The 26966-nt window shown below is 51.0% G+C and carries 21 protein-coding genes; 11 read left to right on the forward strand and 10 right to left on the reverse strand.

Annotated features, from left to right (window positions below):
* Positions 1–109 precede the first annotated feature (109 nt).
* The 3 genes from ldtD (at position 110) to OGY01_RS20820 (ending at position 3261) form a co-directional block, all read left to right on the forward strand.
* Positions 110–1861: a L,D-transpeptidase gene (gene ldtD / locus OGY01_RS20810; protein ID WP_225760713.1), complete on the forward strand. Its 1752-nt coding sequence runs from the start codon at positions 110–112 to the stop codon at positions 1859–1861.
* A 175-nt stretch (positions 1862–2036) separates the two neighbouring features.
* Entirely contained in the window at positions 2037–2585 is a 549-nt protein-coding gene (gene mepK, locus OGY01_RS20815; protein WP_016152461.1) for a peptidoglycan L,D-endopeptidase MepK, read from the forward strand.
* 28 nt (positions 2586–2613) lie between these two features.
* Positions 2614–3261, forward strand: coding sequence for an MBL fold metallo-hydrolase (locus tag OGY01_RS20820; protein WP_045441276.1), 648 nt, complete (start codon positions 2614–2616; stop codon positions 3259–3261).
* A 55-nt stretch (positions 3262–3316) separates the two neighbouring features.
* Here OGY01_RS20820 and aspC read toward each other — a convergent pair whose 3' ends face one another.
* The 4 genes from aspC to pncB all read right to left on the reverse strand — a co-directional run bounded on the left by aspC (position 3317) and on the right by pncB (position 9122).
* A complete protein-coding gene (aspC, locus tag OGY01_RS20825) occupies positions 3317–4507 on the reverse strand; it encodes an aspartate transaminase (protein WP_286493616.1) in 1191 nt (396 codons plus the stop codon).
* A 183-nt stretch (positions 4508–4690) separates the two neighbouring features.
* Positions 4691–5764 carry a porin OmpF gene (ompF, locus tag OGY01_RS20830; protein WP_045441278.1) on the reverse strand — a complete coding sequence of 358 codons (1074 nt, stop codon included), beginning with the start codon at positions 5762–5764 and terminating at the stop codon, positions 4691–4693.
* 588 nt (positions 5765–6352) lie between these two features.
* Complete coding sequence (gene asnS, locus OGY01_RS20835) at positions 6353–7753, reverse strand: asparagine--tRNA ligase (protein ID WP_045441279.1); 1401 nt, start codon at positions 7751–7753, stop codon at positions 6353–6355.
* 166 nt (positions 7754–7919) lie between these two features.
* Positions 7920–9122, reverse strand: coding sequence for a nicotinate phosphoribosyltransferase (pncB, locus tag OGY01_RS20840; RefSeq protein WP_200013115.1), 1203 nt, complete (start codon positions 9120–9122; stop codon positions 7920–7922).
* 265 nt (positions 9123–9387) lie between these two features.
* On the opposite strand from pncB, the gene pepN reads away from it, so the two are divergent.
* Positions 9388–12000: an aminopeptidase N gene (gene pepN, locus OGY01_RS20845; RefSeq protein ID WP_200013114.1), complete on the forward strand. Its 2613-nt coding sequence runs from the start codon at positions 9388–9390 to the stop codon at positions 11998–12000.
* A gap of 37 nt (positions 12001–12037) precedes the next feature.
* On the opposite strand, the gene ssuB is transcribed toward pepN, so the two are convergent.
* From ssuB to ssuE, 5 genes are read right to left on the reverse strand one after another with little or no spacing between them, the layout of a single operon-like run.
* Positions 12038–12805, reverse strand: coding sequence for an aliphatic sulfonates ABC transporter ATP-binding protein (ssuB, locus tag OGY01_RS20850; protein WP_045441335.1), 768 nt, complete (start codon positions 12803–12805; stop codon positions 12038–12040).
* Positions 12802–13593 (reverse strand): aliphatic sulfonate ABC transporter permease SsuC, encoded by a 792-nt coding sequence (gene ssuC / locus OGY01_RS20855; RefSeq protein ID WP_045441336.1) that lies wholly within the window; start codon positions 13591–13593, stop codon positions 12802–12804. Before ssuC ends, ssuB begins: the two co-directional genes overlap by 4 nt.
* A gap of 11 nt (positions 13594–13604) precedes the next feature.
* Positions 13605–14750, reverse strand: a complete 1146-nt coding sequence (ssuD, locus tag OGY01_RS20860) for an FMNH2-dependent alkanesulfonate monooxygenase (RefSeq protein ID WP_286493617.1) — start codon at positions 14748–14750, stop codon at positions 13605–13607.
* Entirely contained in the window at positions 14747–15721 is a 975-nt protein-coding gene (locus tag OGY01_RS20865) for a sulfonate ABC transporter substrate-binding protein (protein WP_286493619.1), read from the reverse strand. Before OGY01_RS20865 ends, ssuD begins: the two co-directional genes overlap by 4 nt.
* Positions 15714–16289 (reverse strand): NADPH-dependent FMN reductase, encoded by a 576-nt coding sequence (gene ssuE, locus OGY01_RS20870; protein WP_045441339.1) that lies wholly within the window; start codon positions 16287–16289, stop codon positions 15714–15716. Before ssuE ends, OGY01_RS20865 begins: the two co-directional genes overlap by 8 nt.
* Before the next feature lie 244 nt (positions 16290–16533).
* On the opposite strand from ssuE, the gene pyrD reads away from it, so the two are divergent.
* Both pyrD and zapC read left to right on the forward strand, forming a co-directional pair.
* Entirely contained in the window at positions 16534–17544 is a 1011-nt protein-coding gene (pyrD, locus tag OGY01_RS20875) for a quinone-dependent dihydroorotate dehydrogenase (protein WP_045441340.1), read from the forward strand.
* 166 nt (positions 17545–17710) lie between these two features.
* Positions 17711–18253, forward strand: coding sequence for a cell division protein ZapC (zapC, locus tag OGY01_RS20880; RefSeq protein WP_045441341.1), 543 nt, complete (start codon positions 17711–17713; stop codon positions 18251–18253).
* Here zapC and OGY01_RS20885 read toward each other — a convergent pair.
* A complete protein-coding gene (locus OGY01_RS20885) occupies positions 18250–19359 on the reverse strand; it encodes a YcbX family protein (RefSeq protein WP_045441342.1) in 1110 nt (369 codons plus the stop codon). The two genes, zapC and OGY01_RS20885, sit on opposite strands and share 4 nt — an antisense overlap.
* Positions 19360–19457: 98 nt before the next feature.
* On the opposite strand from OGY01_RS20885, the gene rlmKL reads away from it, so the two are divergent.
* From rlmKL to pqiC, 5 genes are read left to right on the forward strand one after another with little or no spacing between them, the layout of a single operon-like run.
* Positions 19458–21566, forward strand: a complete 2109-nt coding sequence (gene rlmKL, locus OGY01_RS20890; RefSeq protein ID WP_045441343.1) for a bifunctional 23S rRNA (guanine(2069)-N(7))-methyltransferase RlmK/23S rRNA (guanine(2445)-N(2))-methyltransferase RlmL — start codon at positions 19458–19460, stop codon at positions 21564–21566.
* Positions 21567–21578: 12 nt separating this feature from the next.
* Positions 21579–23486: an ABC transporter ATP-binding protein gene (locus OGY01_RS20895; protein ID WP_045441344.1), complete on the forward strand. Its 1908-nt coding sequence runs from the start codon at positions 21579–21581 to the stop codon at positions 23484–23486.
* Positions 23487–23500: 14 nt separating this feature from the next.
* Complete coding sequence (pqiA, locus tag OGY01_RS20900) at positions 23501–24754, forward strand: membrane integrity-associated transporter subunit PqiA (RefSeq protein WP_286493620.1); 1254 nt, start codon at positions 23501–23503, stop codon at positions 24752–24754.
* A 4-nt stretch (positions 24755–24758) separates the two neighbouring features.
* The gene (pqiB, locus tag OGY01_RS20905) at positions 24759–26399 is read left to right on the forward strand and encodes an intermembrane transport protein PqiB (protein WP_045441346.1); all 1641 of its coding nucleotides are present in this window, start codon (positions 24759–24761) and stop codon (positions 26397–26399) included.
* Entirely contained in the window at positions 26396–26959 is a 564-nt protein-coding gene (gene pqiC, locus OGY01_RS20910; RefSeq protein ID WP_048221746.1) for a membrane integrity-associated transporter subunit PqiC, read from the forward strand. The genes pqiB and pqiC overlap by 4 nt, the downstream gene beginning before the upstream one ends.
* The last annotated feature ends 7 nt before the right edge of the window (positions 26960–26966 follow it).

Consider the following 26966-nt stretch of genomic DNA (forward strand, 5'->3'; position numbering starts at 1 on the left):
CGTCATACTTTAGATTGTATTGGCGTTTTTCAGGTCCAGCCCATGATGAATGGAGATGAGCATGCGGCCTGGCTATTCAGAGTATGATAAAGAAAACAGGGGGCAAGGGATGTTGCTTAATAAAATGTGTGGTCGTCGGCTGTCGGCAATCAGTTTGTGCCTGGCCGTAACATTCGCTCCACTGTTCAACGCACAGGCCGATGAGCCTGAAATGATTCCTGGTGACAGCTCTGCGGTTGTTAGTGAACAGCCAACCGCGCTATCACAACCGCAGGCACAATCTTTTGCGACAGCCATTATGGCGGGGATTCAACCTCTGCCGGATGGCGTGTCTGTGGATAAAGCCCGCGCAGAATTACAATCTCAACTTCCGGCAGGTTATACGCCGGTTTATATGAGCCAACTGGAACTGCTGTACGCCGCACGCGAAATGAAACCGATGTGGGAAAATCGTGATGCGGTAAAAGCTTTTCAGCAACAGTTAGCCGAGGTGGCTATTGCCGGTTTTCAGCCGCAGTTTAACACCTGGGTAGCGTTACTGACCGATCCAGGCGTAACGGGGCTGGCGCGGGATGCTGTTCTTTCTGACGCGATGATGGGCTATCTTCACTTCATTGCCAATATCCCCGTTAAAGGTAACCGCTGGCTTTACAGCGATAAGCCTTATGCGCTGGCGACGCCGCCGCTCTCGGTGATTAACCAATGGCAGGTGGCCCTCGATAATGGTCAGTTAACCTCGTTTATTGCCAGCCTGACGCCTCAGCATCCGCAGTATTCAGTGATGCATGAGTCATTGCTGAAGCTGGTGGGGGATTCACGCCCCTGGCCGCAATTAACCAGCACGACTACGCTGCGCCCGGGTGAGTGGAGTAAAGACATTCCGGCGCTGCGTGAAATTTTGCGGCGTACCGGGATGCTGGATGCGTCAGTCAGCACGGCAGCAAAAGAAGGGCGTAGCGCTTACGATCGTGAGCTTGTCGACGCGGTGAAGCGTTTTCAGGCCTGGCAAGGTCTTGGGGCCGACGGTACGATTGGACCTGCCACCCGTGACTGGTTGAACGTGACTCCAGCGCAGCGTGCCGGCGTGCTGGCCCTGAATATTCAGCGTTTGCGTCTGCTGCCGGGTGATTTATCGACCGGTATCATGGTCAATATTCCCGCTTATTCACTGGTTTATTATCAGAATGGTAATCAGGTGCTGGCGTCCCGCGTTATCGTCGGGCGACCTGACCGTAAAACGCCGATGATGAGCAGTGCGCTGAATAACGTGGTCGTTAACCCACCATGGAACGTCCCACCGACGCTGGCACGTAAAGATATTCTGCCCAAGGTATGGAACGATCCGGGATATCTTGAGCGCCACGGATATACCGTGATGCGTGGCTGGAACAGCAAAGAGGCGATAGATCCATGGCAGGTCGATTGGGCAACCATTACGCCTTCAAATCTGCCGTTCCGCTTCCAGCAAGCGCCGGGCGCGCGCAACTCATTGGGACGATATAAATTCAATATGCCAAGTTCAGATGCTATCTATCTGCATGATACGCCGAATCATACGTTGTTCCAGAAAGATACTCGCGCGCTGAGCTCTGGTTGTGTGCGCGTCAATAAGGCTTCTGAACTGGCGAATATGCTGCTGCAGGATGCGGGCTGGAATGATACGCGGATCTCGGATGCTCTGAAGCAGGGGGATACCCGGTATGTGAATATTCGCCAGAATATTCCAGTCAATCTCTACTACCTGACTGCATTTGTTGGAGCCGATGGTCGTACCCAATATCGTACAGATATTTACAATTACGATCTGACGGCGCGATCCAGTGCACAAATTGTGTCAAAAGCTGAACAATTAATCAGATAAATTAAGCAGTTCGAGGAAAATGATTGTCGTAAGTTATGCTGGAAACGGGGCAAAATGGCTGTAAGCCCCGTGTTTCCTGGGGTTGGGAGCCTTGACGTGGACTACTTAGCCAGATAAGGTTTCCCGCGTGCGCTGAAGCATACATACGATAACATTGACCTGTAGACTTAATACCATGGACAAATTTGACGCTAATCGCCGCAAATTGCTGGCGCTTGGTGGCATTGCCCTCGGCGCTGCCATCCTGCCTACGCCTGCGTTTGCTACACTCTCTACCCCACGTCCGCGCATTTTGACTCTGAATAACCTTCATACCGGAGAGTCAATTAAAGCAGAGTTTTTTGATGGCAGGGGCTATATTCAGGACGAATTAGCTAAACTTAATCACTTTTTCCGTGATTTTCGCGCGAATAAAGTGAAATCCATCGACCCGGGATTGTTCGATCAACTCTTCCGTCTGCAAGGCCTTCTGGGCACGCGTAAACCCGTACAGCTTATTTCTGGTTACCGCTCTATTGATACCAATAATGAATTACGTGCGCACAGCCGTGGTGTGGCAAAGAAAAGCTACCACACGAAAGGGCAGGCCATGGATTTCCATATTGAAGGCATCGCATTAAGTAATATTCGCAAAGCTGCGTTATCTATGCGCGCAGGTGGTGTAGGATACTACCCACGCAGTAACTTTGTGCATATTGACACCGGACCGGCGCGTCACTGGTGATCCATAAGCTTAATGAAACAGGAGCCGTATGAACTATCGTATTATTCCGGTCACTGCATTCGCCCAGAATTGCTCGCTGATCTGGTGTGAGCAAACCCGTCTGGCTGCGCTGGTCGATCCCGGCGGCGATGCTGAGAAAATCAAACAGGAAGTGGATGCCAGCGGCCTGACGCTAATGCAGATCCTGCTTACGCACGGTCATCTTGACCATGTAGGTGCAGCGTCTGAACTGGCGCAACACTACGGCGTACCGGTTATCGGTCCGGAAAAAGAAGATGAGTTCTGGTTGCAGGGGCTTCCCGCTCAGAGTCGTATGTTTGGTCTGGGAGACTGCGAGCCGTTGACGCCCGATCGCTGGTTGAACGAAGGCGATAGAGTAAGCGTTGGGAATGTGACGCTACAGGTGTTGCATTGTCCGGGTCATACCCCGGGACATGTGGTCTTCTTTGATGAACAGTCACAGTTACTGATTTCAGGTGATGTGATTTTCAAAGGTGGCGTTGGACGCAGTGATTTTCCACGTGGGGATCACAGCCAGTTGATCGATTCGATTAAACGTAAATTATTGCCGCTGGGTGATGATGTGACGTTTATTCCGGGGCACGGCCCACTTTCGACGTTGGGCAACGAACGGCTACATAATCCGTTCCTGCAAGATGAAATGCCAGTCTGGTAATCTACTCCGATAAATGAAAAAGGCCGCTATTGCGGCCTTTTTAGTGCTCAATAGCTTACAGCACAGCAACAATCGCTTCGCACAGTGGCGCCATGTTATCTGGCGTCATTCCTGCAACGTTTACACGTCCGGACGCTACGGCATAAACACCGAACTCTTCACGCAGACGCAGAACCTGCTCTTTTGTCAGGCCACTGAATGAGAACATGCCGTTCTGTTTAATGATAAAGCTGAAGTCGCGGTTTGCACCTTTCTCCTGCAGTGTATTAACAAACAGCAGACGCATGCGCTGAATGCGTTGACGCATATCGGTCAGTTCCTGCTCCCAGATAGCGCGCAGGGCATCATTGCTCAGGATGGTTGCCACAACTGACGCACCGTGTGCTGGTGGGTTGGAATAGTTGGCACGAATGACAGACTTCATCTGGCTGAATGCGCGATCGACGGTTTCGGCATCGGCAGCAACCAGCGTACAGGCGCCTACGCGCTCATTGTACAGACCAAAGTTTTTGGAATAGGAGCTGGCGACAACAAGCTCTTTATGTAACGCTGCGAATGCGCGCAGGCCTTCAGCATCTTCTTCCAGGCCACGGGCAAAGCCCTGATAAGCGAAGTCGAACAGCGGTAACCAGCCTTTTTCGACAGACAGTTGCGCCAGCGTCTGCCACTGTTCCAGTGTAGGATCAATACCGGTTGGGTTATGGCAGCAACCGTGGAATAACACCACGTCACCTGCCTGCGCTTCACTAAGGCTTGCCAGCAGCGCATCAAAGTCTAAAGAATGGTTTGCCGCATCGTAATAGTTGTATTCACGTACTTCCAGACCAGCAGAGTTAAATACGCTCTTATGGTTTGGCCAGCTTGGATTACTCACCCATACGCGTTTGGTTGCGGTGTGTTTTGCCAGGAAATCAGCAGCCACACGCAATGCACCGGTACCGCCAGGGGTCTGTGCTGTACGTGCGCGTTTGTCGTTAATCAGAACGCTACCTTTACCAAACAGCAATTCCTGAGTGCAACGACCAAACTCTGGAATACCGTCAATGCCAAGGTAGTTTTTGGTGGTTTCATTTTCCAGTATATACTGCTCGGCTTTTTTAACGCTGGTCAGCACCGGCGTTTTGCCTGTCTCATCTTTATATACACCAATCCCAAGGTTGATTTTTCCTGGGCGGTCATCGGCACGAAACAAATCAGCCAGACCTAAAATAGGGTCGGCAGGAGCGGCGGTAATGTTCTCAAACATGACGAGGTTCCATTGTGATTACAGAAGGGAAGTCCGCTATCAGGTTAACGGTAGATTTACAAAATGCCAACCGTTACTGACAAAAAGCAGAGGGGTTTTTTGAAGACGCAAGAATCCGCTGGCACAGATAAAAAAACAGGACCGAAGTCCTGTTTTTTAGGCATTTAACAAAGAGGTCTGCTATTAGAACTGGTAAACGATACCAACTGCAACGGTGTCGTCAGAGCCTACGCCCAGTTTGTTGTCAGAATCGATCTGGTTGATGATGTAATCAACATAGGTGGACATGTTTTTGTTGAAGTAGTAAGTCGCACCCACTTCGAAGTAGTTCACCAGATCTACGTCACCAATGCCTTCGATATCCTTACCTTTAGATTTGGTATAGGCGATGGACGGGCGCAGACCGAAGTCGAACTGATACTGAGCAACTAACAGCACGTCTTCAGTTTTGTTAGCATAGCCATTAGAAATACGGGTAGCGTTGCGGGTTTCGCTGTAGTTCGCCGCCAGGTAGATGCTGTTAGCATCGTATTTCAAGCCGGTCGCCCATTGTTCAGCTTTATCGCCATGACCACGCAGAGTCGGGTTCTGTTGTGCATCAGTACGATCTGCTGCACCGTAAGCACCCACGATACCGAAACCATCGAATTCGTAGCTTACAGAACCGCCAACGCCGTCACCGTTAGAGCGACGAACGTCATCACGCTCGTTTTTGCCCAGGTACTGGACAGCGAAGCTCAGGCCTTCAACCAGACCGAAGAAGTTGGAGTTACGGTAAGTTGCGAGACCACCGTTACGCTGTGAGAAGAACTGGTCAGAAGCGGCAGTATCACCACCGAATTCTGGCAGCATATCGGTGTAACCCAGTGCATCGTAAACGACGCCATAGTTACGACCGTAGTCGAAGGAACCAGCATCACCGAATTTCAGACCAGCGAATGCCAGACGGGTTTTGTTACCGTCCTGAGCATTTGAGCCTTCAGCGTTGTTACCAGCAAAGTTGTATTCCCACTGACCGTAACCGGTCAGATCGGAATTGATCTGAGTTTCCCCTTTGAAACCAAGACGGGCATATGTCTGGTCGCCGTTAGCGGCGTAGGCATTGTCACCGTTGTGCTTGGAAAAATAGTGCAGACCTACTGCTTTACCATACAGGTCTACTTTGTTGCCATCTTTGTTGTAGATTTCTGCAGCGTTAGCTGCCCCGGCTACCAGCAGAGCAGGGATAACCACTGCCAGAATATTGCGCTTCATCATTATTTATTACCCTCATCGGTTTTTATATGACACCTGCCACTGCCGCCAATAAATTCCGTCAATAAAAATTTACGGAACTATTGATGAGAGTTTGGTGTCTTTATGTGTCTGACAGGCATCTTTCCATTCAAACTACCGTTCCGCTACCGTCAAAGTGCTACAAATATAAAGATTTAGTTTCAAAAAGAAAAAATGTGTAACTAAATGTTATTTTTGTGCAACTTTGTGAACGACTTCAAATTTCGGCTGTCTCTGTGCTTAAAATTGCTCCGTTTATTTCTATTTATATGATTTCCTTATACTTAATTTTGCTAATGGCATTTTCCCTGTGTCATATGAGAAAGATCCATTTTTACACTTGACTATTTATAGACGTCCAGAATGCCATGTGGTTGGTTAAAAAATGTGCTATATAATCAGAAAATGCTAATCCACAATAAAATCAGTGATTATTTTTTGTGCAAATATGTTGCAGGGAAATATTAAGTAACAGGATGGGAGAGTTTTGGGATTGTGTTTAAGGAGTAATGCGAGTCTGAATATAAAAAAGGCCAGCATTGCTGGCCTTATAGGTTTAAAAATTCTGGATTAGAAGCTGGCGTTACGCGGAGTACGCGGGAACGGGATAACATCACGGACGTTTTGTACGCCAGTGACATAAGCGATTAGACGCTCAAAGCCCAGACCGAAACCGGAATGCGGAACGGTGCCATAACGACGCAGATCGCGATACCACCAGTAATCTTCTTTGTTCAGTCCCATCTCCAGCATACGGGCATCAAGCACGTCCAGACGCTCTTCACGCTGAGAACCACCGATGATTTCACCGATTCCTGGTGCCAGTACGTCCATCGCAGCAACGGTTTTACCGTCTTCGTTAAGGCGCATGTAAAACGCTTTAATGTCTTTCGGGTAGTTTTTAACGACCACCGGAGCTTTAAAGTGCTCTTCGGCGAGGTAACGTTCATGCTCGGAAGATAAGTCCACCCCCCAGTAAACCGGGTTCTCGAACTTTTTGCCGCATTTTTCGAGGATGCCCACCGCATCGGTGTAATCAACCTGCGCAAAATCTGCCTCAATGAAACGCTCCAGACGTGAAACCGCGTCTTTGTCGACACGTTCTGCGAAGAATTTCATATCATCTGCACGTTCTTCCAGTACGGCCTTGAACGCGTACTTCAGCATGGCTTCAGCCAGTCCTGCTACATCGTTCAGATCGGCGAAAGCCACTTCCGGCTCCAGCATCCAGAACTCTGCCAGGTGGCGGCTGGTGTTGGAGTTTTCTGCACGGAAAGTTGGTCCAAATGTATAAATTTTGGACAGGGCGCAGGCGTAGGTTTCGCCGTTCAACTGACCGGAAACAGTCAGGAAAGCTTCTTTACCAAAGAAATCTTTGTCGAAATCGACTTTGCCCTGATCGTTACGCGGCAGGTTTTCCAGATCCAGCGTAGACACGCGGAACATTTCACCAGCACCTTCGGTATCGGAGGCAGTGATCAGCGGCGTGGAGACCCAAAAGAAACCCTGCTCATGGAAAAAGCGATGCAGCGCTTGCGCCAGCGTATGACGTACACGCGCGACAGCACCAATCATGTTGGTACGAGGACGCATGTGAGCCACTTCACGCAGATACTCAATGCTGTGACGCTTTGCTGCCATTGGATAGGTATCAGGATCTTCAACCCAGCCAGCTACTTCAACCTCAGTGGCCTGAATTTCAAAGCTCTGTCCCTGTCCCGGTGACGCAACGACTTTACCCGTTACGATAACTGAACAACCCGTCGTCAGGCGTAATACGTCCAGATTGTAATTGGGCAGAGAATTATTGATGACGGCCTGTACAGGATCAAAGCAGGAACCGTCATAAACGGCGAGGAAGGAGATGCCAGCTTTTGAATCTCGGCGGGTACGTACCCATCCGCGCACGGTGACTTCGCTGTCAACGGCTACGCGGCCCTGGAGTACGTCGGCTACAGGCACAACGCTCATAATATTCTCTCTGTTAATAGTCGGATATATAAACACATGTCCACCCGTAATGGGGGGGATACCTATGTTACCTGGCATCTGCAATCAGACAAGCAGAATTCGTAGCTGGAGTGAAAGATTTCAGAAATAAACGTTAAAAGGGAGTCGAAACGACTCCCTGAAGGGATTAACTGGCTTTTTTGATATGTGGAAGGTCAAAGGCTTTGCGCAATGCGCGGACAAATGCTTTATCGTGGCAGATTGTTTTACCCGGACTGTCAGATAACTTTGCCACCGGCTTACCGTTGCATTCAACCAGCTTGATTACAATATTCAGCGGCTTAACCTGGGGGATGTTGCAGGTTAAGCGCGTCCCGATGCCAAAACTCAGTTGTACGCGAGAAGAGAAGTGACGATAGAGTTCAATCGCTTTCTTCAAGTCGAGATTATCTGAGAACACCAGCGTTTTGCTGAGCGGATCAATCCCCAGTTTCTCGTAATGCGCGATGGCTTTTTCACCCCATTCCACCGGATCGCCTGAGTCATGGCGTAAGCCCTGATAGCGGGTAGCAAACTCAACGCCAAAGTCGCGTAAAAACGCGTCCATGGTAATGCAGTCGGTCAGAGCGATGCCGAGTTGGTCGGGGTATTCATTAAGCCATGCAGCAAGCGCAACGCGCTGGCTGGTAGCCAGTTCGGGGCTGATTTGCTGATGCGCCTGGAACCATTCATGCGCCTGGGTTCCCATCGGCGTTAATGACAGACGACGGGCAAGATCGTAGTTACTGGTGCCAACAAACCACGGTTCCTGCTGGAGACGTTCAACAATTGCCTGCTGTACTTCACGAGAAAAACGACGACGCGTGCCGAAATCCATCAGATGGAAGCGGGACATATCGATATCTTTCGTTAAAGCAGAGAATTCGACTAGTTTGCCTTCCAGCTCATCCAGTGCCTGCGGTACGCCAGATTCTGGCGAACGGTAACGGTGCACCAGTTCGCTGATGACCGCGAGCAGAGGGACTTCCCACATGATCACTTCACGCCACGGGCCGGTTAAGCGGATATTCAACTTACCATTATCGTTGGTGACGCAGACTTGTTCCGGGTTGTAGCGGAAATCGCGTAACCAGGTAAGGTAGTCAGCTTTAAAGAAGGGCAGGCCGGAGAGCCACTGGTACTCGTCCTCCTGAAGTCGCAGGTGCTGCATAGCATTCACCTGCTCTCGAATAGTATCGGCATAAATACCGAGCAGGTCATCGCCACGGCAACGAAATTCAGCCGCTACTTGTACATCATAGTAGTGGTGAAAAACGGCTTGCTGCATATGCAACTTATAAGCGTCTGTATCCAGCAGCGAGTGCAGAACAGGAGAAGCGAATTGTGTCATAGGTGCGCAGTAGCATCCTCTCACGGGAGCGTTTAGTACAATAAACAACTAAGAAAACCGCTGGAGTATACCCTGTTTAGCGATTTATTGAACCCCGATCACACCATAAGCGCTCTTTCTGGTCGAGGGCATTTTGTGCCTCGTGTTATTAAAATGTAGCAAAAAGGGTGTTTGTGCCTGAAAAGATGAACATTCTGCGTAGCGCGATTTACGCAACAGGAATAGACTGAAGCCGAGACTCTATAAAAGATGCTAAAGGTTTTTTATGACACAACAGCCACAAGCCAAATACCGTCACGACTATCGTGCACCGGATTACCAGATTACTGATATTGACTTGACCTTTGACCTGGATGCTGAAAAAACCGTGGTCACAGCACTGAGCCAGGCTGTCCGCCATGGTGCGTCTGATGCTCCTCTTCGCCTGAATGGCGAAGACTTGACCCTGGTGTCAATCCACGTGAACGATGTGCCGTGGACAGAGTATAAAGAAGAAGAGGGTGCTCTGGTCATTAGTCACCTGCCGGAACGTTTTACCCTGTGTATCGTAAATGAGATCAGCCCGGCGAAAAATACCGCGCTGGAAGGGCTGTATCAGTCCGGCGATGCACTTTGTACACAGTGTGAAGCGGAAGGTTTCCGTCACATTACCTGGTATCTTGACCGTCCGGACGTGCTGGCGCGGTTTACCACTAAGATCATCGCTGATAAAACCAAATATCCTTTCCTGCTTTCTAACGGAAACCGTATTGCTCAGGGTGAGCTGGATAACGGTCGTCACTGGGTCCAGTGGCAGGATCCGTTCCCGAAACCGTGTTATCTGTTCGCGCTGGTAGCCGGTGATTTTGACGTGCTGAGCGACACCTTTACGACCCGTTCCGGGCGTGACGTGGCGCTGGAATTGTACGTCGATCGCGGCAATCTGGACCGCGCACCGTGGGCAATGACCTCCCTGAAAAACTCCATGAAATGGGATGAGGAGCGTTTTGGCCTGGAGTATGACCTCGACATCTACATGATTGTCGCAGTGGACTTCTTCAATATGGGCGCGATGGAGAATAAAGGTCTGAACATCTTTAACTCCAAATATGTTCTGGCGCGTACTGATACCGCCACCGACAAAGACTACCTCGATATTGAGCGCGTCATTGGCCATGAATATTTCCACAACTGGACTGGCAATCGCGTGACCTGCCGCGACTGGTTCCAGTTAAGCCTGAAAGAAGGTTTAACCGTGTTCCGCGATCAGGAGTTCAGCTCCGATCTGGGTTCCCGTGCGGTCAATCGCATCAGCAACGTGCGTACCATGCGTGGTTTGCAGTTTGCCGAAGATGCCAGCCCGATGGCGCATCCTATCCGCCCGGACATGGTCATCGAAATGAACAACTTCTATACCCTGACCGTGTACGAAAAGGGTGCAGAAGTGATTCGCATGATCCACACCTTGCTGGGTGAGGCTAATTTCCAGAAAGGGATGCAGCTCTATTTCGAACGCCATGACGGTAGCGCCGCGACCTGTGACGATTTTGTTCAGGCGATGGAAGATGCCTCAAATGTCGATCTCTCACATTTCCGCCGCTGGTACAGCCAGTCCGGAACGCCCATTGTGACAGTGCGTGATGACTATAATCCAACAACAGAGCAGTACACGCTGACTATCAGTCAACGTACGCCAGCTACGCCGGATCAGGCGGAAAAGCAGCCATTGCACATTCCTTTTGCCATTGAGTTGTACGACAACGAAGGTAAAGTGATCCCATTGCAAAAAGGCGGGCACCCGGTGAATTCGGTGCTCAACGTCACGCAGGCTGAGCAAACATTCGTCTTTGATAATGTCTACTTCCAGCCAGTTCCGGCACTGCTGTGCGAATTCTCCGCACCGGTGAAGCTGGAATATAAATGGAGCGATCAGCAGTTGACGTTCCTGATGCGTCACGCACGCAACGATTTCTCTCGTTGGGACGCAGCGCAAAGCCTGCTGGCGACGTACATTAAGCTGAACGTTGCCCGTCATCAGCAGGGACAGCCATTGTCGCTGCCGGTACATGTTGCCGACGCATTCCGCGCGATTCTGCTGGATGAGAAAATCGATCCGGCTCTGGCGGCAGAGATCCTGACGCTACCTTCGGTGAATGAAATTGCTGAGCTGTTTGAGATTATCGATCCAGTGGCGATTACGGAAGTACGTGAGGCGCTAACCCGTACGCTGGCAACCGAACTGGCAGATGAATTCCTGGCAATTTATAACGCCAATCATCTTGATGAATACCGTGTTGAACATGCCGATATTGGTAAGCGCACTCTGCGCAATGCCTGCCTGCGTTTCCTGGCTTTTGGTGAAACCCATCTGGCGGATACCCTGGTTAGTAAGCAGTACCGCGAAGCCAATAATATGACTGATTCGCTGGCGGCTCTGTCTGCAGCAGTAGCAGCGCAGTTGCCGTGCCGTGATGCATTGATGCAGGAGTATGACGACAAGTGGCATCATGATGGCCTGGTAATGGATAAATGGTTTATCCTGCAATCCACCAGCCCGGCGGACAATGTGCTGGGAACGGTACGTGGCCTGTTGCAGCATCGCTCCTTTAGCATGAGCAACCCAAACCGTATCCGTTCTTTGATTGGCGCTTTCGCGGGCAGCAACCCGGCGGCATTCCATGCAGAAGATGGCAGCGGTTATCAGTTCCTGGTCGACATGCTGACCGAGCTGAACAGCCGAAATCCACAGGTTGCCTCTCGTCTGATTGAACCGCTGATTCGTTTAAAACGTTATGATGCAAAACGACAGGCGAAGATGCGTGCAGCGCTGGAGCAATTGAAAGGACTGGAGAATCTCTCTGGCGACCTGTTCGAGAAGATCACCAAAGCGTTAGCCTGATAATTTTGCCGGATGGTTGTATCACCATCCGGCATTATCAGCCGTGTCGACGAACCGGCTGCTCCGTATATCCGCGTTGCATGACCCGATTCAATACCTCCGCTTCAAGCTCGGCTAATCGTACCGACCCCAGCCGACGCGGACGCGGAATATCTACAGTCAGATCCAGTCCGATTTTCCCGTCTTCAATCAGCAACACGCGATCGGCCATTGCTACAGCCTCGCTAACATCATGCGTCACCAACAAAACGGTAAATCCGTGTTCCTGCCACAACGAAACAATCAGATCCTGCATTTCGAGGCGGGTTAATGCATCCAGCGCACCGAGCGGTTCGTCGAGCAGCAGTAGGCCGGGCCGGTGTATCAATGCACGCGCCAGTGCGACGCGCTGTTTTTGTCCACCAGAAAGAGCAGCAGGCCACTCTGTCGCCCTGTTTTCCAGCCCTACTGCGGTTAGTGCCTTGCAGGCAGCATCTCGCCAGTTACCTTTGAGGCCCAGACCCACGTTATCGATCACGGATTTCCACGGCAGCAGGCGGGCATCCTGAAACATCATTCGAGTGTCATCCTGAATATCAGCCAGTGGAGTGATTCCGGCAAGTAACTCACCTGCGGTGGGCGATTCCAGCCCAGCAAGCAGCCGCAATAAAGTACTTTTTCCACCGCCGCTGCGACCGACTACCGCAACAAATTGCCCTGCGGGAATATGCAAATCTAACTGATTCAGTACCGTATTCCCGGCGTAGCGTTTCGTCACGGCGCTTAGCAAAAGCGGCGTTCCCTGATTTAAACGAGCAGTATTCATACTGTAGCCTCCTTCACGTGGTAAGCCGGGTTCCAGCGTAGCCAGATACGCTCCAGCAATTGCGCGCTGACGTCGGCAAGTTTGCCAAGCAGGGCGTAAAGAATGATCGCCACCACCACCACATCCGTTTGCAAAAATTCGCGGGCGTTCATCGCCAGATAGCCAATTCCGGCATTAGCGGAAATTGTTTCTGCCACGATCAGCGTTAGCCACATCAGCCCGAGGGCAAAACGCACACCGACCATAATTGAGGGCAGGGCACCGGGTAAGATGACATGAATAAAAAGTGAAACGCCGGATAAACCATAGCTGCGAGCCATCTCCACCAGCCCGCGATCGATATTGCGGATCCCGTGCCAGGTGTTAATGTAAATCGGGAACAGGGTACCCAACGCGACGAGAAAGATCTTGGCGGATTCATCTATACCGAACCACAAAATCACCAGTGGGATCAGCGCCAGGTGTGGCACATTACGCAGCATCTGTACGGAGGTATCCAGCAGGCGTTCGCCCCAGCGGGATAAACCACTTATCAGCCCCAGCGTCAGTCCAATGGATCCACCGATTGAAAACCCGATCAGCGCCCGCCAGGAGCTGATCGCCAGATGCTGCCAAAGTTCACCGCTGGATGAGAGCGTCCAGAAGGCCTCTATAACACCCTCTGGAGAGGGCAGAATACGGGTGGACAGCCAGCCCATTGAGGATGCCAATTGCCAGAGCGTCACCAGACTTACTGGTAAAAACCAGGGGGCAAGACGCAGCAGCCATGTATTTTTCGGCGTTGCCATCAGCATACTCCTTAGCTTTGCGCGGCTTTACGCGGGATAAATTCATTAGCTACCGCTTCGCCTTGTTGATGCAGGTGCTGGGGTTGCGGTATTTCCGGGATCGCAACATCCAGATGCGGAAACAGCAGTTCACCGACTCTCCAGGCTTCCTCCAGGTGCGGATACCCGGATAAGACAAAACTGTCGATACCCAGTGCGGCATACTCGTTAATACGTGCTGCAACCGTGGGACCGTCACCAACCAGCGCCGTGCCTGCGCCTCCACGCACCAGACCTACGCCAGCCCACAGATTTGGGCTAATTTCCAGTTTGTCGCGCTTACCGTTGTGCAATGCCGCCATTCGATGCTGGCCGACAGAGTCCGTTCTCAAGAACGCAGCCTGAGCTTTTGCAATAGTGTCATCATCAAGATGGGCTATCAGACGAGCTGCCGCCTGCCACGCCTCTTCAGTGGTTTCACGTACAATCACATGCAGGCGAATACCGAAACGGATCTTGCGTCCCTGTGCCGCTGCTTTTTCCCGGACCTGTTCAATTTTCTCCTTCACCAGTTCAGGTGGTTCACCCCATGTCAGGTAGAGATCGACCTGTTCAGCGGCAAGATCCTGTGCCACATCGGAAGAACCGCCAAAGTAAAGTGGAGGATGAGGTTGTTGTATCGGTGGAAAAAAGAGCTTCGCCCCGCGAACGTGAATATGTTTGCCGTTGAAATCCACGGTTTCGCCCTGCAACAGACGTCGCCATACCCGAGTGAACTCAGCAGAGGCTTCATAACGCTCAGTGTGATCGAGAAAAACACCATCACCCGCCAGCTCTTGCGGATCACTACCTGTAACCAGGTTAAACAGCGCCCGACCATTAGACAGTCGGTCAAGCGTTGCGGCCTGGCGAGCGGCAACCGTTGGCGACGTCACGCTTGGACGCAGAGCGACCAGAAATTTTAACCGCTGCGTAACCGGGATCATTGAGGCGGCGACCAACCAGGCATCTTCGCATGAGCGACCAGTTGGGATCAGTACGCCGGTAAAACCCAGACGATCGGCAGTATGCGCGATTTGTTGCAGATAACTGTGATCGACCGGACGTGAACCTTCTTCTGTCCCCAGATAGTGCCCATCACCGTGTGTAGGTAAAAACCAAAACATATTCAGACTCATAATTTTGCTCCTGCCTGCTGAGTGGGTTGCCAGATGCGTTGGCGAATATCGATTTTTTTCGGTACCAGACGGTTGTCATAAAACAGATCGGCGGTTTGCTGCTGTAATGCGGCGACTGTGTTACTGACGGGCGTAATGGTGGTTGGTGGGCGATGATCCAGCCAGGAGGCAATAACCGGTTCTGGCAGCCCAATGGTTTTAGCCAGCAGCGTGATGCTCTGCTGACGTTGGCTGAGCGTTAAGGCATCGGCCTGGCTAAAGGTGTCGAGGACGCCGAGGATAAAAGCGCCATTTTTCTCGGCATAAGGACGTGCGGCGAGATAAAAAGAACCGGTCTGCTTGAGGTTGGTACCGTCTTTCAGCACGCGAACGTCACCTTGCAGCAAGGCTGCGGAGTAGTACGGATCCCAGATAGCCCAGGCATCAACGTTTCCCTGTTCGAAGGCGGCACGGGCGTCAGCGGGCGTCAGATAAGTAGCTTGAATGTCGGTAAATTTCAGCCCGGCCTGTTGCAGGGCACGGAGCAGTAGATTGTGTGAACTTGAGCCTTTCTGGAAGGCGACTTTGTGTCCTTTCAGTTCTGCAACGGTTTGAATTGGGCTATTTTTCGGCACCAGAATGACTTCGGCTTTCGGCTTGGCGGGTTCGACGCCCACGTAGACCAGGTCGGCTCCGGCAGCCTGGGCAAAGATCGGCGGAATATCACCGGTGCTGCCCAGATCGATGCTGCCGATATTCAATGCTTCCAGCATTTGCGGGCCGGCTGGAAATTCTACCCAGGAGATTTTCGTCTGCGGATAGCGTTTTTCCAGTAGCTGATGGTTTTTTGCCAGCACCATGCTGATGCTACTTTTCTGATAGCCAATACGCAGTACGTCTGGTGCCGCGTCTGCGGCGTGAGCCAGTGTTGATAGAGAAAGCAGTCCGCTCAGCGCCAGCCACGAAGTGTGACGCTTTAGTAAATTAAACATGGGCCGCACCTCGCAGAGCGTTCAACGGTGGAAGTTGCACATCGCGGCGATGCAACGCCAGCCAGAAAGTGTCGAGCGCGCTGTCCAGGCGCAATTGCAGGTTTGGCGTAAACTGCGGCTTATGTTGATAATCGATGATCTGCGAATCGTCGGCAAAAACGCCGTGCAGGATCTCCTGGGCTTTGAGTGCGCTCAGCACCGGTTTCAGCGCGTAATCGACAGCCAACAGATGTGCAACTGTGCCGCCGGTCGCCAATGGCAGAACAACTTTTCCTTCCAGCGCGCGTTCAGGAAGCAGGTCGAGCAACGTTTTCAGAGCGCCAGAGTAAGCGGCTTTATATACAGGAGTGGCAACAATCAGTCCGTCAGCATCTTTTAACTGTTCGATAAACGCCTTCAGGGCTGGGCTGTCAAAGCGTGCATAGATCAGATCTTCTGGCTCAAAATTGTGAAGGTTCCAGTGGTAAACGTCGACATCCTGCCCGTTCAGTTTTTCTCGTGCATATTCCAGTAAGGCACTGGAGCGAGAGGGAAAGCGTGGGCTTCCCGCCAGGGTGATAACGCGCATAATTTATAAACTCTCCTTATAACTAATTGTTCGCTTTTATTTAACATTGATAACAATTTGTGCAGTCTGGCAGAGAGATTTTGTTTATCGAAATGATTTATACGGAATAGAAAAGCTGAAAAATGCATAAAACGAACCTCGGGAGGGAAACGTTTGCTATTTATTGCCACAGGTCAATTCCCTTTTTGCTCGCGATCGCACATAATACGCCCCCGGTTTGCACACCGGGAATCCAGGAGAGTTCATGTACTACCCCTTCGTTCGTAAAGCCCTTTTTCAGCTCGATCCTGAGCGCGCTCATGAATTTACATTCCAGCAATTACGTCGCATTACGGGCACGCCGCTTGAAGCGCTTGTCCGTCAGAAAGTACCCGCAAAGCCGGTTACCTGTATGGGGCTGACGTTTAAAAATCCGCTTGGCCTGGCAGCCGGGTTGGATAAGGACGGGGAGTGCATTGATGCACTTGGCGCAATGGGATTCGGCTCGATTGAGATAGGCACCGTGACGCCACGACCTCAACCGGGTAACGATAAGCCGCGCCTTTTCCGTCTGGTGGATGCAGAAGGTCTGATCAACCGTATGGGGTTTAATAATCTGGGTGTTGATAACCTGGTGGAGAACGTTAAGAAATCGCATTTTGACGGCATTCTGGGGATTAATATTGGTAAGAATAAAGATACCCCGGTAGAGAATGGCAAAGATGACTATCTGATTTGTATGGAAAAAGTCTATGCTTATGCTGGTTATATTGCGGTGAATATTTCCTCGCCAAATACCCCAGGATTACGCACGCTGCAATACGGCGAAGCGCTGGATGATTTGCTGACGGCAATTAAAAATAAACAAAACGATCTGCAAGCGATCCATCATAAATATGTTCCAGTGGCGGTAAAGATCGCGCCGGATCTTTCTGAGGAAGAACTGATCCAGGTGGCTGATAGTTTAGTTCGCCATAATATCGATGGCGTTATTGCCACTAACACAACACTCGATCGTTCTCTGGTTCAGGGAATGAAAAATTGCGATCAAATGGGTGGGTTGAGTGGTCGACCGCTGCAATTAAAAAGTACGGAAATTATTCGCATGTTGTCTCGTGAATTAAAAGGGCAACTGCCAATTATCGGTGTGGGCGGTATCGACTCCGTTATTGCTGCGCGTGAGAAAATAGCAGCGGGTGCTTCGCTGGTTCAGATTTATTCCGGCTTTATTTTTAAAGGTCCGCCGTTGATTAAAGAAATCGTCACCAATATCTGAACTTTGCCTTAATCAGACAACCAGGGCTTTATTTCTAGTCCTGGTTGTTTTATATTCCTTTACTGTTGCTTATTTAAACATTTTAGGCTTTTATTATTAGGGCAATTAACGAAGCGGAAAAAGGATACTACCGCGACGGCGATGATTAAGGAAAGGAGAGAAACTGATGCGAATTAAACCTGACGATAACTGGCGCTGGTATTATGATGAAGAGCACGATCGTATGATGCTCGATTTAGCCAATGGCATGTTATTTCGCTCGCGTTTTGCTCGCAAAATGCTCACCCCTGATGCATTTTCTCCGTCCGGTTTTTGTGTTGATGATGCCGCACTTTATTTTTCTTTTGAAGAAAAATGCCGTTACCTGGATTTAGCCAAAGAACAAAAAGCTGAACTGGTGCTTAATGCGCTGGTGGCTATTCGTTATCTCAAACCGCAGATGCCAAAAAGCTGGCACTTTGTAGCGCATACCCTTAACTGGTCTCCGACCGTGGGAGATGCTGCCTGTGTCTGGTTAAGTGATACCGAAGAACAGGTGAATTTGTTAGTGGTTGAACCTGGTGAAAATGCCGCGCTTTGTCTGCTCGCACAGCCTGGAGTCGTTATTGCCGGACGCACGATGCAACTCGGTGACGCCATCAAAATTATGAACGACAGACTGAAACCGCAGATCCCTGCCGACAGTTTCAGCCTGGAGCAGGCGGTTTAACTCTCCAGCCTGATTGCCGTTTTCGGCACACAACTGCAGCAAAGAATCGTCCCGTCATCACCAATTGCTGTTTTTTTCAGCGGGCTGACTTCACCTTCTACCAGTCGAATTCGACAGCATCCGCAAATCCCCGCCCGACATGAATAGGGTACACGGATCCCCTGGTTTTCCAGTTGCTCAAGTAATACCTGCTGATTGTTTCCGCGAAAGGTTTGTCCCTGCCAGTCAATAAGTAGTGTTGCATCAGGAGACTGTTTTTCCGGTACGGTATCGTCAGATTCTGCCGCGCCATAGACTTTAGCTGGGGCGGTTGCCAGGATTTCGACTTCATCGCCAACACGGATCACGCCGCTGTTACGGGCAATGAGGTTTTGACCGAAATCGACGTCGCCGTTATCTGGCGCAGTACGGAAAGTTTGCAGTGTAGCCAGCGGTTCACCAGACGGGTGCTTCTGACCTTTTTCTGGGCTGACGGTGGTAAAAATACAACGGCTGCAGGGTTTGACGACGTCAAAGATAACGTCGCCAATGCGTATAACCTTCCAGGTATCTTCTTCCCATGCCGCGGCTCCCGAGACTACGAGATTGGGGCGAAACTGCTCCATCTTGACGCTTGCCGGGCAGCGCTGTTGTACGTCACGCAGTGATGCTTCATTAGTCAGGAGATAAGGAAAACCATCGGCGAAAGATAAAGGCACGCCAGCGTGGCGTTTTACCCGACGCGTCAGATGCGGACCAACCCAACGCAATTGTACTTCGCGGGAGAAAAAGCCGCTGAGCCACTGGTTGATCGCCGCCGGTGCGATACGCGCGGTAAAATGGTTTCCCCAGACTTCCGTTGGTGCATCCTGCGTGGCGAAGTCGGCAAAACGAACCAGTGCGCTACTGCCGTCTGGAGCTGTGAGATGCAGCCCGTCATGCAAAGGTGAGGGGGTGAAGCGTACCATCTGTGGGAACTGTCGGGCGGTGATGAACGTTCCGTCAGGTTCGGTAATCATAAATATGCGATCAAAGGCCAGACCGCTAACGTCTGCCAGGGCATGTGTAAGCCCAATGCCGCGCATTGATTTAACCGGATGAATAAAAAGTCGGGTTAACGTTACCACTGTAAAGTCCCTCGAACGAAAATAAGCCTTCAACTTTATGACATGCGCGTGAGATTGGCTATAATGCGCAGCAATTTTCCTGGAGTAAAAGTGACATTATGAATTCTCTGTTTGCCAGTACGGCCCGTGGGCTGGAAGAGCTGTTAAAAACTGAACTGGAAAACCTCGGCGCCGTGGAGTGTCAGGTAGTTCAGGGTGGGGTCCATTTTAAGGGCGACACGCGGCTTGTTTACCAGAGCCTGATGTGGAGCCGCCTGGCCTCGCGCATTATCCTGCCGATGGGAGAGTGCAAGGTCTACAGCGATCTTGATCTGTACCTCGGTGTTCAGGCAATCGACTGGACAGAGATATTTAATCCGGGGGCTACATTCGCAGTTCACTTTAGCGGCCTGAACGATACGATTCGCAACAGCCAGTACGGCGCGATGAAAGTAAAAGATGCGATTGTCGATGCCTTTACCCGAAAAAATCTCCCGCGACCGAATGTGGATCGCGAATCTCCTGATCTACGTATCAACGTCTGGTTGAATAAAGATACCGCCAGTATTGCGCTTGATCTGAGCGGTGATGGTCTGCACCAGCGCGGCTACCGTGAGCGTGCAGGGCAGGCACCAATCAAAGAGACGCTGGCTGCCGCGATTGTTATGCGTTCTGGCTGGCAGCCGGGGACACCGTTACTCGATCCAATGTGTGGTTCCGGTACGTTGCTGATTGAAGCGGCGATGTGGGCAACCGATCGTGCACCTGGCCTGCATCGTGGCTACTGGGGTTTTAGCGGCTGGGCACAACATGATGAAGCTGTCTGGCAAGAGGTTAAAGCTGAAGCACAGGTTCGTGCGCGTAAAGGACTGGCGGACTATACGTCGCATTTCTATGGATCCGATAGCGATGCTCGCGTCATTGAAAAAGCGCGCAGTAACGCCCGTCGCGCCGGTATTGGCGAGCTGATGACTTTTGATGTCAAAGATGTGGCTAAACTGAGTAATCCGCTGCCGAAAGGGCCGTATGGTACGGTTATCAGCAACCCGCCATACGGTGAACGTCTGGATAGCGAACCGGCGCTGATCGCGTTGCACAGCCTGCTGGGACGCACGATGAAAAACCAGTTTGGCGGCTGGAACCTGTCGTTGTTCAGCGCCTCCCCGGATTTGCTCAGCAGCCTGCAGCTTCGTGCTGATAAGCAGTTCAAAGCGAAAAATGGTCCGCTGGATTGTGTACAGAAAAACTATCACGTTGCGGAAACGACAGCTGAGAGCAAACCTGCAACGGTGGCAGAAGACTATGCTAACCGTCTGCGTAAGAATATTAAGAAGCTGGAAAAGTGGGCGCGCCAGGAGGGGATTGAGTGCTATCGCCTGTATGACGCCGATCTGCCGGAATACAATGTTGCGGTAGATCGCTACGGTGACTGGGTAGTGGTTCAGGAATATGCGCCGCCGAAGACGGTTGATGCGCAGAAAGCGCGCCAGCGTCTGTTCGACATCATTGCCGCCACGCTGTCGGTGTTGGAGATCGCACCAAACAAACTGGTGCTGAAAACCCGTGAACGGCAAAAAGGGAAAAACCAGTATCAGAAGATGAATGAAAAGGGTGAATTCATTGAGGTTAGCGAGTACAACGCGCGCCTGTGGGTTAACCTGACCGACTATCTTGATACCGGTCTGTTCCTCGATCACCGTATTGCACGCCGCATGCTGGGCCAGATGAGCAAGGGTAAAGATTTCCTCAATCTGTTCTCTTATACCGGCAGCGCCAGCGTACATGCGGGATTAGGCGGTGCACGTAGCACCACAACGGTAGATATGTCACGCACCTATCTGGAGTGGGCGGAACGCAACCTGCGACTCAACGGGCTGAGTGGTCGTGCACACCGCTTAATTCAGGCCGACTGCCTGGGCTGGTTACGTGAAGCCAATGAACAGTTTGATCTAATCTTCATCGATCCACCGACGTTCTCTAACTCTAAACGTATGGAAGACTCGTTTGACGTGCAGCGCGATCATCTGGCGCTGATGAAAGATCTGAAACGTCTGCTGCGTAAAGACGGCACGATCATGTTCTCCAACAACAAACGTGGGTTCCGTATGGATCTTGATGGGCTGGCCGAGCTGGGACTGAAAGCACAAGAAATTACCCAAAAAACGCTTTCTCAGGACTTTGCCCGTAACCGTCAGATCCACAACTGCTGGCTGATCACCTCAGCCTGAAAGGAAAAGTAAATGTCATTAATCAGTATGCATGGTGCATGGCTGTCGTTTAGCGATGCGCCGCTTCTTGATAATGCAGAACTGCATATCGAGGATAACGAACGCGTCTGCCTGGTTGGCCGTAACGGCGCAGGCAAGTCGACGCTGATGAAGATCCTTAACCGTGAGCAGGGTCTTGACGACGGACGTATCATTTATGAGCAGGATTTGGTTGTGGCGCGTCTGCAACAGGATCCGCCGCGTAACGTGCAGGGTAGTGTCTACGATTTCGTCGCTGAAGGGATTGCAGAACAAGCGGTTTACCTCAAGCGTTACCACGATATCTCGCATTTGGTGATCACCGATCCGAGCGATAAAAACCTGCAGGAACTGGCGAAGGTTCAGGAACTACTGGATCATCACAATCTGTGGCAGTTGGAAAACCGCATTAATGAAGTACTGGAGCAGCTTGGGTTGGAGCCAGACATGGAGCTGGCATCGCTCTCTGGCGGCTGGCTGCGTAAAGCGGCGCTGGGCCGGGCGTTAGTCAGCAATCCGCGCGTATTGTTGCTGGATGAACCGACAAACCACCTGGATATTGAAACCATTGACTGGCTGGAAGGGTTCCTGAAAACCTTCAACGGAACAATTATTTTCATTTCCCACGACCGTTCGTTTATTCGCAATATGGCAACGCGTATCGTCGATCTCGATCGCGGCAAGCTGGTGTCATATCCGGGGGATTATGATCAATATCTGCTGGATAAAGAAGAAGCGCTGCGAGTAGAAGAGTTACAGAATGCGGAGTTTGATCGCAAACTGGCACAGGAAGAAGTCTGGATCCGCCAGGGTATTAAAGCGCGTCGTACCCGTAATGAAGGTCGCGTCCGTGCGCTGAAGGCAATGCGTAGGGAACGTGGCGAACGCCGAGAAGTGATGGGCACGGCGAAGATGCAGGTTGAAGAGGCGAGCCGCTCAGGCAAGATTGTCTTCGAGATGGAGAATGTTGATTACCAGGTTGAGGGTAAACAGCTGGTGAAAGACTTCTCCGCGCAGGTGCAACGTAGCGACAAGATTGCCTTAATTGGACCTAACGGCTGCGGTAAAACGACGCTGCTCAAGCTGATGTTAGGTCAGCTTCAGGCAGACAGCGGTCGTATTCATGTCGGGACAAAACTGGAAGTTGCTTATTTCGATCAACATCGTGCGGAACTCGATCCCGATAAAACCGTAATGGATAACCTTGCTGAAGGTAAGCAAGAAGTCATGGTTAATGGTAAGCCGCGTCATGTTCTGGGCTATCTTCAGGACTTCCTGTTCCATCCGAAACGTGCGATGACACCTGTGCGTGCTCTTTCCGGCGGAGAACGAAATCGTCTGCTGCTGGCGCGTCTGTTTTTGAAGCCCAGTAACCTTCTGATCCTCGATGAACCAACTAACGATCTCGACGTCGAAACTCTGGAACTGCTTGAAGAACTGATTGACGGCTATCAGGGCACCGTTCTGCTGGTGAGTCACGATCGTCAGTTTGTCGATAACACGGTTACCGAGTGTTGGATCTTCGAAGGCGGCGGCAAAATTGGTCGTTATGTGGGCGGTTACCATGATGCGCGTGGTCAGCAGACACAATATGTGGCGTTTAAACAGCCTGTAGCGAAAAAAACAGAGGAAGTTGCTGCCCCTAAAGCAGAAATTGTAAAACGCACGACTAGCAAACTAAGCTATAAACTACAGCGCGAACTGGAGCAGCTCCCCGTATTGCTTGAAGAGCTGGAAGCTAAACTGGAAACGTTACAGGCTCAGGTTGCTGACGCTGACTTTTTCAGCCAGCCGCATGAGCAAACGCAACAGGTACTCGCTAACCTGAGCGAAGCGGAACAAGAACTTGAGCAAGCCTTTGAGCGCTGGGAGTATCTTGAGTCTTTGAAGAATGGCGCATAATTAAAGGAGCACATATGTGCGAACATCACCATGCCGCGAAGCATATATTATGCTCGCAGTGTGACATGCTGGTGGCGTTACCTAGCCTTACGCATGGTCAGAAAGCGGCATGTCCACGATGTGGCACTACGTTAACCGTTGAGTGGGACGCGCCAAGACAGCGTCCCACTGCCTATGTTTTAGCGGCGCTTTTTATGCTGCTTTTATCCAACCTCTTTCCCTTTGTAAACATGAACGTAGCAGGGGTGAAAAGTGAAGTGACGCTGCTGGAGATCCCCAGCGTTCTCTTTTCAGAGAACTACGCCAGCCTCGGGACTTTCTTTTTATTATTCGTTCAACTGGTTCCCGCTTTTTGCTTGCTGACCATCTTGCTGCTGGTGAATCGGGTTCAGATGCCTGGCCGGCTTAAAGCCCGGTTAGCACGTGTCTTGTTCCAGTTAAAAAGCTGGGGAATGGCGGAAATCTTTCTTGCAGGGGTGTTAGTCAGCTTTGTTAAGTTGATGGCCTATGGCGATATTGGCGTGGGCAGCAGCTTCATTCCGTGGTGCTTCTTTTGTATTTTGCAACTACGCGCATTTCAGTGTGTCGATCGTCGCTGGCTGTGGGATGATATCGCACCCATGCCGGTTATTAAGCAAGTTTTAAAGCCTGGCGTTCCCGGTATTCGACAGGGGTTACGTTCATGTTCCTGCTGCACGGCTATTCTTCCTGCTGATGAACATGTCTGCCCCCGCTGTCAGACAAAAGGCTACGTTCGACGTAAAAACAGCCTACAGTGGACGCTGGCGTTATTGTTCACGTCGATCATGCTCTACCTTCCAGCCAATATTTTGCCGATCATGATCACCGATTTGTTAGGGTCAAAGCTGCCGTCAACGATTATTGAGGGTGTTGTTTTAATCTGGAGCGAAGGTTCATACCCGGTGGCTGCGGTAATATTTATCGCCAGTATTCTGGTGCCAACGCTAAAAATGATCGCTATTGCCTGGTTGTGTTGGGATGCGAAAGGGCATGGTAAACGTGACAGCGAGCGGATGCATTTCATTTATGAGGTCGTAGAGTTTGTTGGCCGCTGGTCAATGATTGATGTCTTTGTTATTGCGGTACTCTCTGCGCTGGTGCGCATGGGAGGGTTGATGAACATTTATCCTGCAATGGGTGCTTTGATGTTTGCTTTAGTCGTCATTATGACAATGTTTTCTGCGATGACGTTCGATCCACGTCTGTCGTGGGACCGTGAACCAGAACCAGATCATGAGGAGTCCTGACAGCATGGAATCTAAAAGTGGGGAAGCCAAAGTGCAGAAGGTGAAGAACTGGTCACCCGTATGGATATTTCCGATCGTCACTGCGCTCATCGGCGCATGGGTGCTGTTTTATCATTACAGTCATCAGGGGCCGGAAGTCACGTTGATCACGACCAATGCTGAAGGTATCGAAGGTGGTAAGACAACGATTAAAAGCCGCAGCGTTGACGTCGGCGTGGTTGAGAGCGCGACGCTGACAGATGATTTAACTCATGTAGAGATTAAAGCCCGTCTCAATTCTGGTATGGAGAAGCTGCTGCATAAAGATTCTGTCTTTTGGGTGGTGAAGCCACAGGTGGGACGTGAAGGCATCAGCGGTTTAGGTACGTTGTTATCCGGGGCTTATATTGAACTGCAACCCGGGAATAAAGGTAGCAGACTGGAAAACTATCAACTGTTGGACTCTCCTCCGCTGGCACCACCAGATGCGAAGGGGATCCGTGTAATCCTCGACAGTAAAAAAGCCGGCCAGTTAAGCCCTGGCGATCCGGTACTGTTCCGGGGATATCGCGTGGGGTCGGTTGAGACCAGTATGTTTGATGCGCAAAAACGTACGATCAGCTATCAGCTTTTCATCAATGCACCAAACGATCGCCTGGTGACAAGCAACGTACGCTTCTGGAAAGACAGCGGAATTGCAGTGGATCTCACCTCGGCAGGCATGCGTGTGGAAATGGGTTCTCTTACCACGTTGTTTGGCGGCGGAGTCAGTTTTGATGTACCGGAAGGACTAGAGCAAGGCCAGCCGGTTGCGCAGCAGGCCTCATTTACTCTCTATGATGATCAAAAAAGTATTCAGGATTCCCTGTACACAGACCATATCGATTACCTGATGTTCTTTAAGGATTCGATTCGTGGGTTGCAACCAGGAGCACCGCTTGAGTTCCGAGGTATTCGCCTTGGTACAGTAAGCAAAGTGCCTTTCTTTGCACCGAATATGCGCCAGGTCTTCAACGATGATTACCGCATTCCGGTGCTGGTACGTATTGAGCCTGAACGCCTGAAAGCGCAGTTAGGTGAAGATACTGATGTCGGTGCCCATCTGGCTGAATTGCTCAAACGTGGATTAAGAGGATCGTTGAAGACAGGGAACCTGGTAACGGGGGCTCTGTATGTCGATCTCGACTTCTATCCGAAAGATCCGCCGATTACGGGTGTGCGTGAGTTTAATGGTTATCAAATTATCCCGACTGTTAGCGGTGGCCTGGCGCAAATCCAACAGCGTTTAATGGAAGCGCTGGATAAGATAAACAATCTGCCGTTGAACCCGATGATTGAGCAGGCGACAAGTACACTGACGGAAAGCCAGCGTACGATGAAGCATTTGCAAACCACGCTGGATAACATGAATAAGATAACCGGTAGCCAGTCGATGCAGCAGCTTCCGGCGGATATGCAGAACACGCTGCGCGAGCTTAATCGTAGTATGCAAGGCTTCCAGCCTGGTTCCGCGGCCTACAACAAGATGGTGGCAGATATGCAACGTCTTGATCAGGTTCTGCGTGAACTGCAGCCGGTGCTGAAAACGCTGAACGATAAGAGCAATGCGCTGGTGTTTGAAGCGAAGGATAAAAAAGATCCAGAGCCGAAGAGGGCGAAACAATGAAAAAGTGGCTAGTGGTGATGATGGCGGTCTGGCTGACGTCATGCAGCTCCAGTGGAGAAAATAAAAGCTATTACCAGCTTCCCATTGCGCAGGGCGGTGTGCAGAGTACGGCCAATCAGGGGAACCGTCTGCTGTGGGTTGAGCAGGTAGCGGTGCCGGATTATCTGGCGGGAAATGGGGTTGTGTACCAGACCAGCGATGTTAAGTACGTCATTGCCAACAGTAATCTTTGGGCCAGTCCGTTAGATCAGCAATTGCGCAATACGCTTGTCGCCAATCTCAGTATGCAGTTGCCGGGATGGGTTGTTGCTTCTCAGCCTCTGGGAAGCACACAGGACACGCTTAATGTGACGGTGACAGGCTTCCATGGCCGCTATGACGGGAAGGTGATAGTGAGCGGCGAATGGCTGCTGAACCATCAGGGACAGCTGATCAAGCGTCCGTTCCACATCGAAGCCGTACAGACTCAGGATGGCTATGATGAGATGGTGAAGGTTCTGGCTGCTGCCTGGAGCCAGGAAGCGACGGCTATCGCTCAGGAGCTGAAAAGGATCCCTTAAGTTTAAA

The organism is Citrobacter sp. Cm038, from assembly GCF_030333105.1.
GTDB lineage: Bacteria > Pseudomonadota > Gammaproteobacteria > Enterobacterales > Enterobacteriaceae > Citrobacter > Citrobacter murliniae.